General features: G+C 41.0%; 13 protein-coding genes and 1 other annotated feature. Of the genes, 1 reads left to right on the top strand and 12 read right to left on the bottom strand.

The window, feature by feature from the left end; all coding sequences use genetic code 11:
* Nucleotides 1-26 precede the first annotated feature (26 nt).
* From M1G01_RS01620 to mecA, 10 genes are all read right to left on the bottom strand, one after another.
* A complete protein-coding gene (locus M1G01_RS01620; protein ID WP_247931006.1) occupies nt 27-929 on the bottom strand; it encodes a DUF2268 domain-containing putative Zn-dependent protease in 903 nt (300 codons plus the stop codon).
* Nucleotides 930-1,341: 412 nt separating this feature from the next.
* The gene (rplL, locus tag M1G01_RS01615; RefSeq protein WP_001196964.1) at nt 1,342-1,710 is read right to left on the bottom strand and encodes a 50S ribosomal protein L7/L12; all 369 of its coding nucleotides are present in this window, start codon (nt 1,708-1,710) and stop codon (nt 1,342-1,344) included.
* 74 nt (nt 1,711-1,784) lie between these two features.
* A complete protein-coding gene (rplJ, locus tag M1G01_RS01610) occupies nt 1,785-2,285 on the bottom strand; it encodes a 50S ribosomal protein L10 (protein ID WP_247931005.1) in 501 nt (166 codons plus the stop codon).
* A 38-nt stretch (nt 2,286-2,323) separates the two neighbouring features.
* Nucleotides 2,324-2,459 (bottom strand) — a sequence feature (ribosomal protein L10 leader region).
* A gap of 61 nt (nt 2,460-2,520) precedes the next feature.
* A complete protein-coding gene (locus M1G01_RS01605; RefSeq protein WP_247931004.1) occupies nt 2,521-3,780 on the bottom strand; it encodes a TRZ/ATZ family protein in 1,260 nt (419 codons plus the stop codon).
* Between the two features lie 100 nt (nt 3,781-3,880).
* On the bottom strand, nt 3,881-5,629 hold the full coding sequence (locus tag M1G01_RS01600) for an ABC transporter ATP-binding protein (RefSeq protein WP_247931003.1): 1,749 nt from the start codon (nt 5,627-5,629) through the stop codon (nt 3,881-3,883).
* A gap of 1 nt (nt 5,630) precedes the next feature.
* Nucleotides 5,631-7,355 carry an ABC transporter ATP-binding protein gene (locus M1G01_RS01595; RefSeq protein ID WP_247931002.1) on the bottom strand — a complete coding sequence of 575 codons (1,725 nt, stop codon included), beginning with the start codon at nt 7,353-7,355 and terminating at the stop codon, nt 5,631-5,633.
* A gap of 59 nt (nt 7,356-7,414) precedes the next feature.
* Nucleotides 7,415-8,353, bottom strand: coding sequence for a peptide-methionine (R)-S-oxide reductase MsrB (msrB, locus tag M1G01_RS01590; RefSeq protein ID WP_247931001.1), 939 nt, complete (start codon nt 8,351-8,353; stop codon nt 7,415-7,417).
* A gap of 260 nt (nt 8,354-8,613) precedes the next feature.
* Entirely contained in the window at nt 8,614-9,483 is an 870-nt protein-coding gene (thrB, locus tag M1G01_RS01585) for a homoserine kinase (RefSeq protein WP_049500332.1), read from the bottom strand.
* Between the two features lies 1 nt (nt 9,484).
* A complete protein-coding gene (locus M1G01_RS01580; RefSeq protein WP_247931000.1) occupies nt 9,485-10,771 on the bottom strand; it encodes a homoserine dehydrogenase in 1,287 nt (428 codons plus the stop codon).
* Between the two features lie 147 nt (nt 10,772-10,918).
* Nucleotides 10,919-11,659 (bottom strand): adaptor protein MecA, encoded by a 741-nt coding sequence (gene mecA / locus M1G01_RS01575; RefSeq protein WP_247931502.1) that lies wholly within the window; start codon nt 11,657-11,659, stop codon nt 10,919-10,921.
* Nucleotides 11,660-11,781: 122 nt separating this feature from the next.
* Here mecA and M1G01_RS01570 point away from each other — a divergent pair, with 122 nt between their 5' ends.
* Nucleotides 11,782-13,260, top strand: coding sequence for an oligosaccharide flippase family protein (locus M1G01_RS01570; protein ID WP_084944637.1), 1,479 nt, complete (start codon nt 11,782-11,784; stop codon nt 13,258-13,260).
* A gap of 46 nt (nt 13,261-13,306) precedes the next feature.
* On the opposite strand, the gene M1G01_RS01565 is transcribed toward M1G01_RS01570, so the two are convergent.
* Together M1G01_RS01565 and M1G01_RS01560 are read right to left on the bottom strand one after the other, a co-directional pair.
* The gene (locus M1G01_RS01565) at nt 13,307-15,835 is read right to left on the bottom strand and encodes an MBL fold metallo-hydrolase (RefSeq protein WP_247930999.1); all 2,529 of its coding nucleotides are present in this window, start codon (nt 15,833-15,835) and stop codon (nt 13,307-13,309) included.
* 43 nt (nt 15,836-15,878) lie between these two features.
* Nucleotides 15,879-16,691 (bottom strand): LicD family protein, encoded by an 813-nt coding sequence (locus tag M1G01_RS01560; RefSeq protein ID WP_247930998.1) that lies wholly within the window; start codon nt 16,689-16,691, stop codon nt 15,879-15,881.

Below are 16,691 nucleotides of genomic sequence, written 5' to 3'. Positions count from 1 at the left end.
CTCTGGCAGATTTGCAAGCAAAAGTATCATTTCCAAAAATCTTTCGTCGCCTCTAAAATCTCTTCTGTAGGCGTCACTGTTGCTTCAATAATAGTCTTGCCAGTCTTTTTCAGATAGGCTTGTATCAGATGATAGCCATAAGCATAGCCTGCAGCATAGGGCATTCCAACCGGTATCTGACCCTGTATCTCAGCTATTTCATCACCGTAGAGATAAGGAGCTATTTCCGTCATACCTGTTAGCTGAAGCTGACTTGAGATGATGGGCTTAATCTCTTCTAACTGCTCTGGACTGGTTGAAGTAACCCAAGGCCCAATGAGATCCTTACCATAGAGCTCAGCAGCAAAGGACTCTGCCAATCCTTCACTGACTACCCAGTCTGCTAATGTCGTCTGCTGATTCCATTTGACAAATTGAAAGCGGACATTGTGATTGTACTCGTGAGCCAACGCAGCCTGCACACGTGGTAAAGTATAGTCATTTGGTAGCATACTAAGCATGAGGTAGCCTGGAATTCCGCCATCTCCGCTATAACCCTTATTGAGCTGTAGCATAGGTTTTTCTGGATTGCCCAATAAAATAGTAAAATGGTATTCCTCAACCTCTAAGTCATAACCAGCCTGCTCAAAAAGACCAATACTCCTCTTGATGGTATCCTGGCAGTCCTGCCAGAGTTGATTAGAGCTCAGAGCGTCTATAGCTGGTCTATCCTTTTCTGAGAGAGTTGAGGGTAACTGATTCATAAAGCCAAGTAGGAAAAGAGCATCAAATCCTCCAGGATACTTTGCTTTCAAAGGGATGTGTTGCGTTTGGTATTTCATTGCAAAAGGTGCTAATATTTTAGCTCGAAAGTAACCTTCTCTCTTTTCTAAAGGAAGCTCGAGCATCTCTTGGTAAACTTTATCTGAACGAATCATATTGATTTGCATAATAATCTCCTTTCTTATCTACTATTAGTATAATCCCTTACCTAAGGTCAGAGTCAAGAAGAAAATTGAAATATCTATTAAAATTTCATTGAAATTACCTCAAACCGTTCGAAAATTACCTTCAATAAAGTTCTTTAATACTGAGATTATAATATCAGGAGTATCAATAAATTAAAAACTTACTTTTCTACTGTTCATAGGAATGATGATACTAGAAAAAAATAAATCCTGAAGGGTAAAAACTTGTATCATTTTTATGGAAAGCCTATTATTCAAAACTTGTTTGTCTCCTAGATAAACTATATGATTAGTTCGCCCCTTTTTTGCCCCTTCTTGAACCAAAAGAAAAAACCGCTACTCCTAAGAATAACGGTTTTATATGTTTTTTTAAGCTACTAATGTAGTTGCTCTATTATTTAAGAGTAACTGAAGCTCCAGCTTCTTCCAATTTAGCTTTGATTTCTTCAGCTTCTGCAGTTGGAACGCCTTCTTTGATGACACCTGGTGCACCATCAACAAGTTCTTTAGCTTCTTTAAGTCCAAGACCAGTGATTTCACGTACAACTTTGATAACGCCAACTTTTTTGTCACCAGCAGCTGTCAACTCAACGTCAAATGAGTCTTTAGCAGCACCAGCGTCAGCAGCACCAGCTGCAGCAACAGCTACAGGAGCAGCTGCAGTTACACCAAATTCTTCTTCGATAGCTTTTACAAGGTCGTTCAATTCAAGGATTGAAGCTTCTTTAATTTCAGCAATAATGTTTTCAATGTTCAATGCCATTGTTATTTCCTCCAAATAAGTTTTTAATTTTATAATCGTTTTTCCGTAGCTAAGCTACGCTGCGTAGCTTAAGATTAAGCTGCGTCTTCTTTGTTGTCTGCAACCGCTTTGACTGCAAGAGCAACGTTGCGCACTGGCGCTTGAAGTACAGAAAGGAGCATAGAAAGAAGTCCTTCGCGGTTTGGAAGAGTTGCAAGAGCAACGATTTCTTCTTTAGATGCGACAGTGCCTTCGATTGCACCACCTTTGATTTCAAGTGCTTCAGCGTTTTTAGCAAAATCGTTCAAGATTTTCGCTGGTGCGATAACATCTTCGTTAGAAAATGCTACTGCAGATGGTCCAACAAATACTGATGCAAGATCTTCAAGACCAGCTTTTTCAGCTGCACGACGCAAGATTGAGTTTTTAATGACTTTATACTCAACTTCGCTTCCACGAAGCTCACGACGAAGAACTGTATCTTGCTCAACTGTCAAACCACGAGCGTCTACAACGACGATAGATGCAGCAGCTTTCATTTTTTCAGCTACTACGTCAACTAGTTCCGCTTTTTTAGCAATAATTGCTTCACTCATTAGTGTGTTCACCTCCGTAATTATTTTGCTTGGGGAATTTTTCCAAAAGAAAAACGCGCCCAAACCTAGACACGAAAGTACAATACGCTTCTTTTTACATGATACGTTTTGTCCTCGGTAGGATCTTTATGAGTCGAGCTCCCCTACTGTCTTAGGCAGTTTTTTCAAACCGTATATAAGTATAGCATAGACAAAAAAAGAATGCAAGATTTTTGCAAACTTTTTTAAAATTTTTTTAAATCTCTACTGTCAAAACTTTGCCTTGCTTAACCACCTGTTCTCCAGCGATATAAACATCATCAACATCACTGGATTTGACAGCATAAACCAGATGAGAGAGCATATTTTTCTGAGGTTGAAGATGGATTTTTCCTTGTGGTTGAATGACCAGAAAATCCGCTTGCTTGCCAACTTCTAGGCTTCCTATCTGCTTTTCCATTCCTAGAACCTTAGCTCCTTCGATCGTCAGTGCCTTAAGGGCTGTCTCGATAGGGAATTGGCTGGCATCTCCACTCTTCATTTTCTGAAGAAGGGCTGCGATCCGTCCTTCCTCAAACATATCAAGATTGTTATTGGAAGCAACTGAGTCAGTCGCAATTCCGACTGCTACTCCTGCTTTTTGCAGTTGGATGATTGGAGCGATCCCTGAGGCCAGTTTGAGGTTACTAATAGGATTATGGGCGATAGCCACATGAGAAGTTGCCAAGCGTTCAATTTCTCTCTCGTTTAGTTCAACCCCATGAGCAAAGACAGACGGATGATCTAAGTAACCTAGTTCTTCTAGAAAGGCGAGGGGGCGTTTGCCATAGCGTTTCAGGATAATTCCTGATTCCTCCTTGGTCTCCGCCACATGAATATGGATAGAAATATTCAGCTCTTTTGCCATTTCTAAGCTTTCTTCCAGTAAATCTTTACTACAGCTGTAGGGAGAATGTGGGGCTACCATAACTTTGAAATTTGGATTTTCATATCCTAAGATTTCCTCTATAATGGCTCGTGTCCTGCTTATGGTCTCAGCAGTTGTTTCTGCCTCTGAAGAAAAGAGGGTCGGTGAGAAATAACAACGCATCTTAGATGCCTTGACTGCCTGATAAATTCTTTCAATATCCACACCATTGGGATTATACATATCGTTGAAGGTTGTTGTCCCTGACTGGAGCATCTCTGTCAGAGCTTCTTTGACTGCCTTGGTAGTCATATCGGGAGTAAATCCTGCTTCTGCTGGCCAGATATAGTCATTGAGCCATTCATGGAGGTTGCTGTCATCCTGAATTCCTCGCAAACCTGTCATAGCAGAATGGGTGTGGCAATTGACCAAACCAGGCATGATCCAGGCTCCCTGATAGTCTATAATCTGCTCAGCTTGCTCTAAAATCTCTGGCTTCTCTTGACCGACATAGACGATTTGAGAGTCCTTAACGGCTAAGACACCATCCAAATAAACATGGAAATCTTTGTCACAAGTCACGATATTTACATGCTGATAGACTTTCATTGTTTTCTCCTTCTAAGACCCTGATTTTTTCTAGCTATTGTAACAAAAAAGTCACCCGAAGGCAACCTTTTTTGTCCATAAGATTTCAAAATAGAAAGGATTATCCAGAGCTAAAAGCTGCTGCTTTTTGCATTTGGTAATACTTGCCCTTTCTAGCCATGAGGTTCTGATGGTTACCATACTCAACAATATCTCCATCTACCAAGACAAGAATCAAATCCGCATCCTGAATGGTAGACAAGCGGTGAGCAATGATAAAGCTTGTTCGCCCCTTCATGAGTTTGGCAAAGGCATCCTGTACTAGCACCTCTGTCCGTGTATCGATGGAGGAAGTCGCTTCGTCTAAGATAAGAATCTTTGGAATAGCTAGAAAGACTCGGGCGATGGTCAAGAGCTGGGCTTGCCCAACAGAGAGAGATTCTCCTGCATTTTCCAACTTGGTATCGTATCCCTGTGGCAACTGTTGGATGAAAAAGTCTGCGTTGGCTGCTTTGGCAGCAGCAATCACTTTCTCCCGGCTGGAATCAGGATTTCCAAAAGCAATATTATCATGAATGGTCCCTTGCTTGAGCCAGGTCTCCTGGAGCACCATCCCAAACTGCTGTCTCAATGATGCTCGGGTATAGTCGTAAATAGAACGACCGTCTAACAAGATATCTCCTGAATTAATAGGATAAAAACGCATGAGGAGATTGATAAGAGTTGACTTACCAGCACCTGTCGGACCAACAATGGCAACCTTGCTACCAGCTGGAATGTCAATAGATAAATCCTTAATCAAAACCTTCTCAGGATGGTATCCAAAAGAAACATGCTTAAAGGAAATGGCTCCCTTAACTTGGTCACTGGTCAAGACTTCCTTACCTGTTTCAGCCACCTCTGGACTTTCTAAGACAGCATAGACGCGCTCTGCGCAAGCGAGAGCACTTTGCAACTCAGCTAGCACTGAAGAAATATCGTTAAAGGGCTTGGTATACTGCTGAACATAGTTCAAAAAAGTTACTAAACGCCCAATGGTCAAGGTTGAACCCATCATGATACGATAAGCTCCTACTCCAGCTAGAAGAGCATAAATGAGCGCATTGACAAAGCGAGTCGAAGGATTAACCGTTGAGGAATAAAAGATAGCTGACTGAGAATAGCTTGCGTAGTTGGCATTCGCCTCGTGCAGTCTTTGGATAAACTCTGTCTGAGCATTGAAGGACTGGATAATGGTCTGCTGGCTAAGCGACTCTTCAATCAACTGAGTCTGAATTCCTCTCGTCTCTGTTTGCTTCTGGAAGAGATGATAGGAGCGTTTGGCAATAAAGCGTGAAATAACCATGGACAGTGGCGTCAACAACAAGACCAAGAGGGTCATGAGGAGATGAATTTGGAGCATGGCTAGAATACTAACCAAAATCATCAAAACACCAATGAAAAATTGGTTAAAAATCATGGTCAAGCCAGTTGCCAACTGTTCTATATCTGTAGTCACACGACTGACCATCTCTCCACTGCTCTGCCGATCCACAAAAGCAATCGGTAACCGATGAAGTTTATGGATGATTCGCTCTCGCAAGTCTCTGGTATAAGAGAAGATTAGACGATTATAAAGAAGAGGATTGGCCCATTGTACCAGAGTATTTCCTATGACTACCAAGATCATCTGAATGAAAATCTGCCAAAAAACTGGTGAAGAATCAGCAACTAGGACCTGGTCAATGACCTGCCCAATCAGAATAGGTAAGTAAATTGATAAGCCAACTTGGGCAATAGTTCCTAGAAAGGCTAGGAAAAGGAGGAAAGGATGGCTTAATAAATCCTTAGCCAAACGCTTGAGCGTCTGGTTTGCAGTTTGTCGTTTCATGCTAGTCCTCCTTTCCATGTTGGGATGCATTGATTTCGCGATAGACTTGGCTAGTCTTCATCAATTCCTCGTGCTTGCCAACAGCTAGGAGCTCACCTTTTTCCAAGAGGAGAATCTGATCCGCCATCTGTAGAGTCGAGGTTCGTTGCGAAATCAAGATTAAACTCGTATGCGGTAAGTTTTCTCGGATAGCTCTCAAGAGCTTAGACTCGGTAATGGTATCGAGGGCCGAGGTTGCATCATCTAGGATGAGAAACGGAGCTCGACGCAAGACCGCTCGTGCGATGGACAGCCTTTGTTTTTGTCCGCCTGAGAAATTTCGTCCTCCTGTCTCAACTAGGGTATCTAAGAGACCTTCCTTATCACTGACAAAATCCTTAGCTTGCGCCATATCCAAGGCCTGCCAGAGTTCTTTGTCAGTTACTTCTTGATCTAAACCTAGAGTCAAGTTGGCACGAATGGTTCCTTTAAATAGTTCTACTTTTTGGGGCACATAGGCAATCCATGACCGCCATTCCTCCAAATTACGAGGACTACGCCCATCTCGATAAAGGGAAATGCTTCCTCTATCTGTTGGATAAAGACCAAGTAAGACTTGCACCAAGCTTGACTTACCAGAACCCGTTCCCCCAATGATACCAAGGATGTGCCCTTGAGTCATATCAAAGGAAATGTTTCTCAGAGAAGGCTGGGCCGCATCAGGATAGGTAAAGGTTAATTCTTGGACTTGCAAAACCCGATCACCGGTAGCTTGCTTTTCTTCTAATTCTGAAAAAATATCTTCTGGAGCTTCGGTAAAAACTTCCTCAATTCTCTTGGCTGAGATATAGGACTGGTTGAGAGAATTTATCAGCATGGCGAGCTTAACCAATTCCACCAAAATCTGTAAGAGATAGTTGATAAGGGCAATCAGGGCACCTTGACTGAGTAAACCTCCTTGAATTGAAATATAGCCCTGCCAGATGATGACGAGAAGAGTTCCATTGACAATCAGATAAGTCAGAGGTGTTAACAAACTAGACCAGAAACCCGTCTTTTCTTGCAATCTAGCATAAACTTGGTTAAGGGTTTGAAAAATCTGTAACTCTCGTTTTTCCTGACCAAAAGCACGAATAACTCGCATGCCTTGTAATTGCTGGCGCGTTTCCTGAACCAGCTGATCCGTTTTCTTTCTGAGACTGCTGTAGAGAGGATTGACCAGTCGAGAGAGACCGACAATGACAATCGTCAAAATGACAACCATAACTAAGAACCAGAAAGTCAGCTCAGCCGAGATGCGATAGGCCATAAAAATGGCTCCAAAAACGATAATAGGCGCTCTCAAAAAGAGGCGCAGGAATTGATTGATACCAGTCTGAATCTGGTAAGTATCCGAAGTCAAGCGAGTCACCAAGCTAGAAGTTGTCAAACGATCTCTGCTGTCCTTGGGTAAGGAAAGAATATGACGATAAAGGTCGTCTGTCAGTTCTTTGGCAAAACCCACCGCAGCCTTAGCTGAGTAAAACTGGGCTACCAAGGCCACTAAAACGCCAATCACTGCAAAGATAAGGAGCAGGCCAATCTGCATCCAGAGATGCCCTTGATCTCTCTGGGGCAAGGATTGGTCAACAATCCCAGCAATCACCATGGGAACCAAGAGTTCAAAAACAGCTTCTAGCAACTTGAACAAGGGTGCTAAAATGGATTCTTTGATATAGGGTTTGAAGTAAGATAGTAAGTGTTTCATAAATCCCTTCTATTCTTATTCTGGAAATGAAGAAAGTGGGAAGCCCCACCCTCTCAGTTTTATTTGTTTAAGTAAGGTAATAGATAGCCATATCCTGCTTTTTCCATCTCATCCTTGGCTACAAAGCGCAAGGAGGCAGAATTAATACAGTAACGCAGGCCACCTAACTCCTGAGGTCCATCTGTGAAGACATGACCCAAGTGAGCATTGCCCGAGCGAGAACGAACCTCGATTCGCTCCATTCCATGGCTCAAATCCTTGTAGTAGTGAATCAATTCCTTAGAAATCGGACGACTAAAACTTGGCCAACCACAACCTGAGGCAAACTTATCCTTGGCGCAAAAGAGTGGCTCTCCCGTTGTTATGTCGACATAAATCCCTTCTTCAAAGGTCTGGTCATAAGCATTACTAAACGGCGCTTCTGTAGCAGCTTCTTGCGTAACACGGTAAGACTCTTCAGTTAAGCTTTCCTTTAACACCTCTTGACTAGGCTTTTCATAGTTAGATGCGTCAATCAATGGCTTATCAGCATCCGTCACATCGATATGACAATAACCTGAAGGATTCTTCTTGAGATAGTCTTGATGGTAGTCTTCTGCTAAAATGTAGTGGCGAAGTTTCTCCACCTCTACTGCAATCTTTCGACCCAGCATACGCTCCTGCTCCTGCACCACTGTATAGATAGCTGGCAGATCTGCTTCATCTTGGTAATAAATCCCCGTTCGATATTGACGACCTCGGTCATTCCCTTGTTGGTTAATAGACAAGGGATCAATAACACGGAAATAATAAAGCAAAATCTCTCTAAGTGACACCGCTTTCTCATCATAAATCACTTGAACAGTCTCTGCATGGTCTGTTTCCTTGAGCAACTGGTAATTGGTCGTTTCGACTTGGCCATTAGCGTAGCCGACACTGGTTGCTAGCACTCCAGAAATACGTGAAAAATACTCCTCTAGACCCCAAAAACAGCCACCTGCTAGATAAATTTCTGCCATCTTTATTTCTCCTTTATCAAGGTTTTTAACTAATACTCTTCGAAAATCTCTTCAAACCACGTCAGCTTACATCTGCAACCTCAAAACAGTATTTTGAGCTAACTTCGTCAGTTCTATCCACAACCTCAAAACCATGTTTTGAGCAACCTGCGGCCAGCTTCCTAGTTTGCTCTTTGATTTTCATTGAGTATAAACTTCTTTTCAAAAAAAGGATAGGAAGCCCTCTAATCAAGAGTTTCCCCATCCTATCTTCTATTTCTTTACTTTGTTTCGACACGGACACCTTTGGTATCAACTTTCAAGTCATGTAGTTTGCCTTTGAAAGGTTGCTTTTGCAATTCAGCTTTAATCTTGGGCATCTTGTCATGAGAAGCCAGAACCATAACTGTCGGTCCGGCACCAGAGAGATAGGTCGCATAGGCTCCATTCTCTTTAGCTACTTGCTTAATCGTCGCAAATTCACGGACCAGACTTTGACGATAGCGCTCGTGGAAGAGATCCCCCTCGATTGCTTGTCCAGCTGTCACCATATCTCCTGCTAACAAGGCTGCAACAGCAACATTGGCAATTGAACTAGCTGCAACAGCTTCCTTGTAGGACAATTTCTTAGGAAGGACACCACGACTGTCGCGAGTGCGCAATTCATAGTTGGGAATATAAGCTAAAAAATCACACTCTGGGAAATCTGCCACAATCGCCGAAACCTGCCCTTCAACAGAACTCGCAACAACAAGATTTCCATAGATAGCTGGAGCCACATTGTCAGGATGTCCTTCAATCTTGGTAGCCAGCTGCAATTTGTCGTGGTTAGATAAGTTGAGATTGCCCAGTTGGTTAGCCAGTTCAATTCCAGCAACAATAACCGAGCTTGAAGAACCCAAGCCACGCGCCAAGGGAACATCGCTGGTCATTTTCAAACGTCTCGGTTGCAAGTCAGGCGCAATTTGCAAGGCAATCTTGAGCAAGAGATTACGCTCGTCATGTGGAATCCATTTACCAATCTGGTGTTCAATCAACCACTCATCCCGTTCTTCACAAACCTCAATTTGAAGATACTTGGTTACAGCTACACCAACCGAATCAAAACCTGGCCCGATATTGGCACTGGTTGCAGGTACAATAATCTTCATCCTATTCTCCTAACACCTTGAAGGTATTCAAGAGGTCAAATTCTGAAGCTTTGGCCAACTCAGCTGAAACATTCTCAAGCTGCGCTTTATTAATCTTATGAGTGATAATCACTACACGCGCCTTGTCACCCTCTTTGCCATCTTGGAGGATTTGCTTGAAGGAAATATCTTGAGCGTTGAAAATCTCAGCCAATTTCAAGACCTGACCTTTTGAGTCTGGAGCCAAGATTGAGAAGTAGTAATTAGCTTTGACATCTTCTGGATTAGCCAAGACCAATTCACGGCTATATTCGTTGAAGTCTTTACCAATAGTACCATCATTCAAGCGACGAACGATACGGACAATGTCTGCTACAACACTTGTTGCAGTTGGTTTTTGACCCGCACCTGGTCCGTAGTACATCGATTCACCAATACCGATAGATTCTACAAAGACTGCGTTCATTACCCCATTCACACTGGCAAGTGGATGTGCTTTAGGAAGGAAGGTTGGAGTCACTTCTGCAGCAATACCTGAAGGAGTTTCCTCGATAGAACCAACCAATTTCACTACGTAGCCAAGATCTTGGGCTACAGCTACGTCTTCTGGTGTGATATTGCGGATTCCCTTGTGGGCTACATCGTCAAAGGCAACCTTCATACCAAAAGCAAACTGGCTCAAAATCACCATCTTGTAGGCTGCGTCAATCCCATCCACGTCATTTGTAGGGTCGCTTTCTGCAAATCCAAGTCTTTGAGCTTCAGCCAGAGCATCATCGTAAGACCAGCCTTCTTCCACCATCTTGGTCATCATGAAGTTGGAAGTTCCATTAACAACGCCAAGAACGCGCGTAATTTTGTCAGAAGCCAACGAATTTGCCAAAGTACGAAGAATTGGAATCCCACCAGCTACTGCTGCTTCATAGTAAAGTGCTACGTTATGCTCTTTAGCGATTTCTAGCAATTCTGCTCCATGGACAGCCAAAAGGTCCTTATTAGCAGTAACAACGTGTTTCCCAGCTTCCAAGGCACGAGTGATAAAGGTTTTAGCTGGTTCGATACGCCCCATTAATTCCACTACGATAGTAATGTCCTTGTCTGCTAAAATATCATCTACATTGGTTACAAAGTTAAAGTCATTTCCTGCTGCAAGCAAGCGGTTCTTTTCATCTTCATCCTTGACCAATACCTTAGCTACTTCAATCTCCGAATGAGCTGACTGAACGATTTTTTCTCCATTTTCCTTTAGGAGGAATGGCACACCACTTGCAACGGTACCAAATCCAAGTAAAGCAATTTTAACTGTCATGTTTGTCTCCTAGAAATTTTCTGATATAGCCATTATAACAGAATTTTGTGAAAATTCCTATTATAGTAAATCACTATTTCAGTCTAGTAAAGAAAAAACGAATCCCATGATTCGTCTTTCTTGATAAATAAAAATTGATTTTAAAAATTATGAACGAATCTTTTGCAGATTAAGAACTGCATCGTGATTGATCATGATTTGCCCATACTCTTGCAAAACGGAACGACTGATGTCACTGTCATCTGCAAATTCACGCATACGAGCCAAGAGCCAAGCTGGATATGGACTTGGATGATTTTCTACATCAACTAAGATTGTCAAATAATAGTGTCCATTCATCTTATAGAGTTCAGATGTTTCCATCTGGTAGTTAACCGTCTTTGCAAAAGCAACCAAGTCAGCAAGGCTTGAAAAACGCAAGATATAGTAGATATAAGGTTCCTTCTTGCTCTCAGTCTCCTTGTCTGCCTGCTCTTGCTCCTCTTCCTTAGCTTCGACCTGCTCTAGAGATTGGATGGCCTCAATATCGTCCTTGGTCTTATCTGCAATGCTCTTTTCCAAGGTTTTGAGAAATTCATCCGGCGACATTTGGGCTAATTCTTCCATGTCTGGTAAATCCGCCAAATCTTCAAAATCCAGATTCTGGTCAATCTTGGACTTGGTCACAAAGACGTCCACCTTATCAGGTTTTGGCGTCACGCGGAAACTCAGCATGCCACTATCCAAGAAATTGTCTGGCATCTCTAACTCATCTAAAATAGCATAGAAAAACTCTTCGGTTTTTTCCTGAGGAACGAGAAAGTCTGCAATCTCCATTCCTCGGTCCATCAAATCATCTAAAGTCATTGTGATTTTCAGTGTTGTATCACTAATTTGTTTCATCTTCATATCTAGTAACCTCATACTTTCAGTCTATCTATTATACTAGATTTTTACGATTTTATCAAAAGAATGAAGCGAGAATGTGATATAATACTAGATATGATTTTAGATTTAAGAAAGAAAGTTCAATGAAAAATATAAAAGTAAATGCCTTGGCCAGCTTGCTGGTCAATATTCTCAATATCGTTTTCCCACTGATAACCAATCCTTATCTGACGCGGATTCTCAGCAAATCCAACTACGGTTATTTCAATACTGCCAATACCTGGGCAAGTTTCGTTATTCCACTAGCTGCCTTTGGAATATACAACTACGGGATTCGAGCTATTAGTAAGGTCAAGGATGACAAGAATAAAATCAACTACGTCTTTTCTAAGTTGTTTTATATCTCGGTTTTCACCTCTCTCCTGACGACAGGTATCTACTTCCTCATTATCTTCTTTGACACCAGCATTGAGAATCTGAAAGTCCTCTACTACATCCTAGGGGCCCAAGCACTCTTCCAATTTCTCAATATCGAATGGATGAACGAGGCTTATGAGAATTATGCCTTCATCCTCTACAAAACATTAATTATTCGAATTACCATGCTGGTCGCTATCTTCGCCTTTGTTAAAACGGCAGATGATATCGTTCCTTATGCTATCGTTATGACAGCGACCACTGTCCTCAACTACCTGCTCAGTTTTCTTTGGATTAAGAGAGAAGTTTCTTTTGTTAAGATTGGTTTCGTCGAATTAGCTAAAGCTTCTAAACCACTCTTTACTATGCTTCTCTTAGCAAACGCTAATATGCTTTACACCTTGCTAGATAGAATGTTTATCACCAAGGGACCGGATGAGAACTATATTTCTTATTATACAATTGCCTATAGTATCGTCATGCTGATTGCCAGTGTCTTGAGTGGAGCTATCAACGTTAGTATTCCACGCCTTGGCTACTATCTCGGGAAAAAGGATTACAAGTCCTATAATTATCTCGTGAATCAAGCAGCGTCCTTATTCTATTTCCTTATGGTTCCAACTAGTATCGGGATTATGATATTGGGACGGTACGCAACTGTTATTTATTCTTCTGAAAAATATCTTGAAGCGGGTATCGTAACTAGCGTCTTCGCTTTTCGTACCATCATTTGGGCTATTGAGTTGATTCTTGGTAAACAGATTATCTTTATCAACGACCATGAAAATCGCTTAACCGCCTTCTACTTCCTTGGTGGTGGTGCCAATATACTATTAAATAGCATCTTGTATTTCAATAATATTTTTGCACCTGAGTATTACATCGCTACGACCATTATCGCAGAAACTATCGTTGTTTTACTTGAAATTCATTTTATCAAGAAACACCAACTGATTAGTTTAAAAGAAATTTTTATAACCTTAACACGTTATAGCCTCATATCCCTTGGTTTTATCCCAATCTTCTATATTTTCAAGATGATTTTCCAAATCAATTCCTACACAGTAAACTTTAATATGATTCTCATGGTTCTGTCTACCGTAGCAACTTGTGGTATCTATTACCTCTTGACCCTCTTTATTACCAAAGACAAAACACTCCACTATGCACTGAACCTTGTACTTGCTAAATTAAAACGAAATTAAAAAAATCCCCTACTGATAAATTAGTTGCCAGTAGGGGATTTCTTCTTTATTCGTTTTCTTTCTTATCAGAAGCATTGGCTTCTAGATTTGAATCTTGTTTAGGTTGTTCAACAATAGAGGAATTAGCTTCTTGTTTCTGTTCTGGCTTGACTGCATCGCTATTTACAGCAGCAACAGCCTGTTTCCAGATTCCTTCTTCGTTTACTTTGTAACCATCAGGTGTTGTTGCGTTCTTCAACAAAGAACCATTAGCTTGGAAATAGTACCAATTACCATCAAACTGTTTCCAACCTGTTTGCATAGCTCCTGATTCATCAAAGTAATAATGATCACCATTTACTTTATGAAGGCCAACCAACATGATCCCATCTTCAGGATTTAGATAATACCAGACGCCTTTGTCTTTTATCCAACCAGTTTTCATGGCTCCATTTGATTCAAAGTAACGGTAATGATTATCAAACCATTTCCAGCCAGTTTGCATGGCACCAGATTTGCTAAAGTAATATTGCTTACCATCTACTTGATGGAGGCCGACTAACATAACGCCTTCCTTACCTTCAAGATAATACCAGGCATCACCATCTTTTAACCAACCCGTTTGGAGTGCGCCCGACGTAGCGTAATAATGCCAAGAATCATTTGACCACTGCCATCCAACTTGCATAGTACCTGCAGAGCTGAAGAAATAGTTCTTACCGTCAATCTCTTTAGATCCTACAGCCATGATACCTGTTTCTGGATCCAAATAATACCATGATTCTTTATCTTTCAACCAACCAGTTTTCATAGCTCCTGAGTTCGTATAGAAGTACCAGCTATTTTCTTGCCACTTCCAGCCAGTCTGCATGGCACCACTAGCATTCAAATAGTAACGAACACCATTTATATCTTGTCTACCAGTTAACATGATGCCATCTTTATCCAGATAATACCATGTTTCCTGATCCTTGACCCAGCCGGTTTTCATAGCTCCAGAACTTGCAAAATAGTTCCAGTGACCATCAACAAAGGCCCAGCCAGTTTGCATGATACCTTCTTGATTAAAGTAGTATGTGCTTCCATTGATATTCTTTTTACCGATGGTCTTTAGCCCATCCTCATCATAGAAATACCAATTTGAATCAATCTTTTGCCAAGTTGAAGGCTTACCTGCTGTTTGGAGTGCACCACTTTCGCTAAAGAACATCTTCTTGCCATTATAGACTTGATGTCCTGTTAGCATCTTCCCATCTGCTGCAAAGAGATACTTTTTCCCTCCGATTTCAGAGAGCTCGCTAAATCGTCTAGCACCATTTGATTGGATATAATACCAAGAGTCATCTAGTTTGAACCAACCACCAGTTTGCATTTTACCATTTTGGTTCAGATAGTAATCATTCCCTTTGGCATTTTCTCCCCAGTCGTCGTTAAGGTGAAGCCAGCGACCTGCTTGCATTTGTCCTTTTCCATTAAAGAAATAAGTGGCTCCGCCAATCTCTCTCCAGCCGATAGCCATTTCTCCGTCAGTCAAACGATATTTCCAATAGCCATCTTCTTGATACCATTTTTCGTCAACTACAGGGATATCAGGGAAGGTATTTGAAACATTAGCAAATCCTTTATCGCTAATATCAAAAACGGTAGCGTCTTGAGTTTGGCTCGCAGCATGAAGAACCTGAATATTTTTCTTCTGAAGGTATTCTCTGGTTGAAGCAACATTAATATCTCCACCAGTTGTCTGAATAATCATTTTTGGTGATAAGTTTTCAAGGAAATTAATCGTATTTGAAATTGTCGCATCATAATGGTGGTTCCATTTCATCATATCAACCTTACCGATAACTGGACCTAACTTATCTTCTGCTCCTTCGGCATTATCCAAATCTCCACCAAGATAGATTCTCTTTCCTGCCACAGTCACTACTGAAACAATGGAGTTGGAGTTATCATCTCGAACTTTTTTCAGATTCCCGTCAGCATCATATTCATTCTTATAGTTGTAGAGTTGGATATCCATATCACCTAATTTTAGGTGGCTATCCTCATCTGAAATATTCTGGATAAGAGTAACTCCTCGTTTTTGAGCTGCTCTCAAAGCATTATCATAATTGAAAAGATTATCCCATAGTCCCCAGTTCGCAGTGATCCGATCATCTGAATATTTTTTCAAATAAAACTTACCGACCTGATATCGATTGAGTATTTCGTCCGCTCCACCAATATGGTCACTATGAACATGAGTTCCTATAATAAAATCTAATTTTTTTACACCTATTTGATCCAAGTGGCGAATCAATCGATCCTCCAATACTTGATAATTTCTCATGGAAATTCCCCAGCGGCTTGGATAGCGTGGGTCACTCCCATCAGGAAAATCATAGTCTTCTCCCATATCAATCAAAGCATAGTGACCATTGCTTTCCAGAAGGATGGCGTCACTCCCAGATTTTGCTTTTGTATTTATGAAATGGATACGATTGCCCGAACCTGCAGAGATGGTATCTGCATCTACTCCTTGCGATAACTGAATCAGTAATAAAAAGAATGCGAGAACACTATAGCTGACTGATTTTAATAACCATTTATTTTTCACCTTGAAAACTCCTTTATCTTAACAATAAGCAACTTTTACTAATCTAATCAATCCAGTAGTTTTTATCCCCTCCTGGGACTTGTTGCTCAATAGGAGGTGGAGTCATATAGTTTTCTCCAAATTCGTAGACAAGTATTTCATGGTATTTTCTCGGAACCTTGACCACAATGTTTTCATAAGGCATATCAATCAAATCATAGAGCCATTCTTTTTTTATACCATTTGGATAATAAGGGTCATAGATAGTACAAGTAAGATCTGTTGCTTGATCTACACTATACTTCAAAGCAAGACTCTCTAATTTTTGATTCCATAGCTGTGGGGAAGTTAAGCGGAAAATAGCTGATCCTATATAACGAGGGAGGTTTTTTAGTCCACCATTCTCAGACTTGATCCCTTTAAAATTCAAAGAAGAAAGTCGAATGAAATATTTGTAGAGCTTCATTTTCTTACGGTTACTTTCCTCTGTTACGACACCATCATATGGAAAAATGTCAACGCAAGTTCCCAATACGACCGTTGGGTCAACGAGATTAGCATCTCGACGTGTCCTTACATCATAGACTCTCATATAACTGTACGGATATCCCTTTGTTTCTCTGAATGAAATCAATTTATAGTAGGGATGATTTTCATTTTGTAAAACCTTATACAGTTTTTCAAATTCATCACGCGCTAAGGAAATATCTGTATCATCATCCCAAGGAATAAATCCTTTATGGCGTACAGCTCCTAGTAAGGTTCCAAAATCAATAAAGTATTTGATTTGATGTTGTTCACAAAGATCATGTAGATACTTTAAAATATCCAATTCTACTTGCTTGATTTCTTCAAGAGTTAAAATTCTTTCAGACAT

The sequence above is a fragment of the Streptococcus oralis genome, assembly GCF_023110055.1.
Classification (GTDB): Bacteria; Bacillota; Bacilli; order Lactobacillales; family Streptococcaceae; genus Streptococcus; species Streptococcus oralis_BY.
Note: the sequence above shows the minus strand (reverse complement) of the source record. Positions and strands in the feature narration are given on the sequence as shown.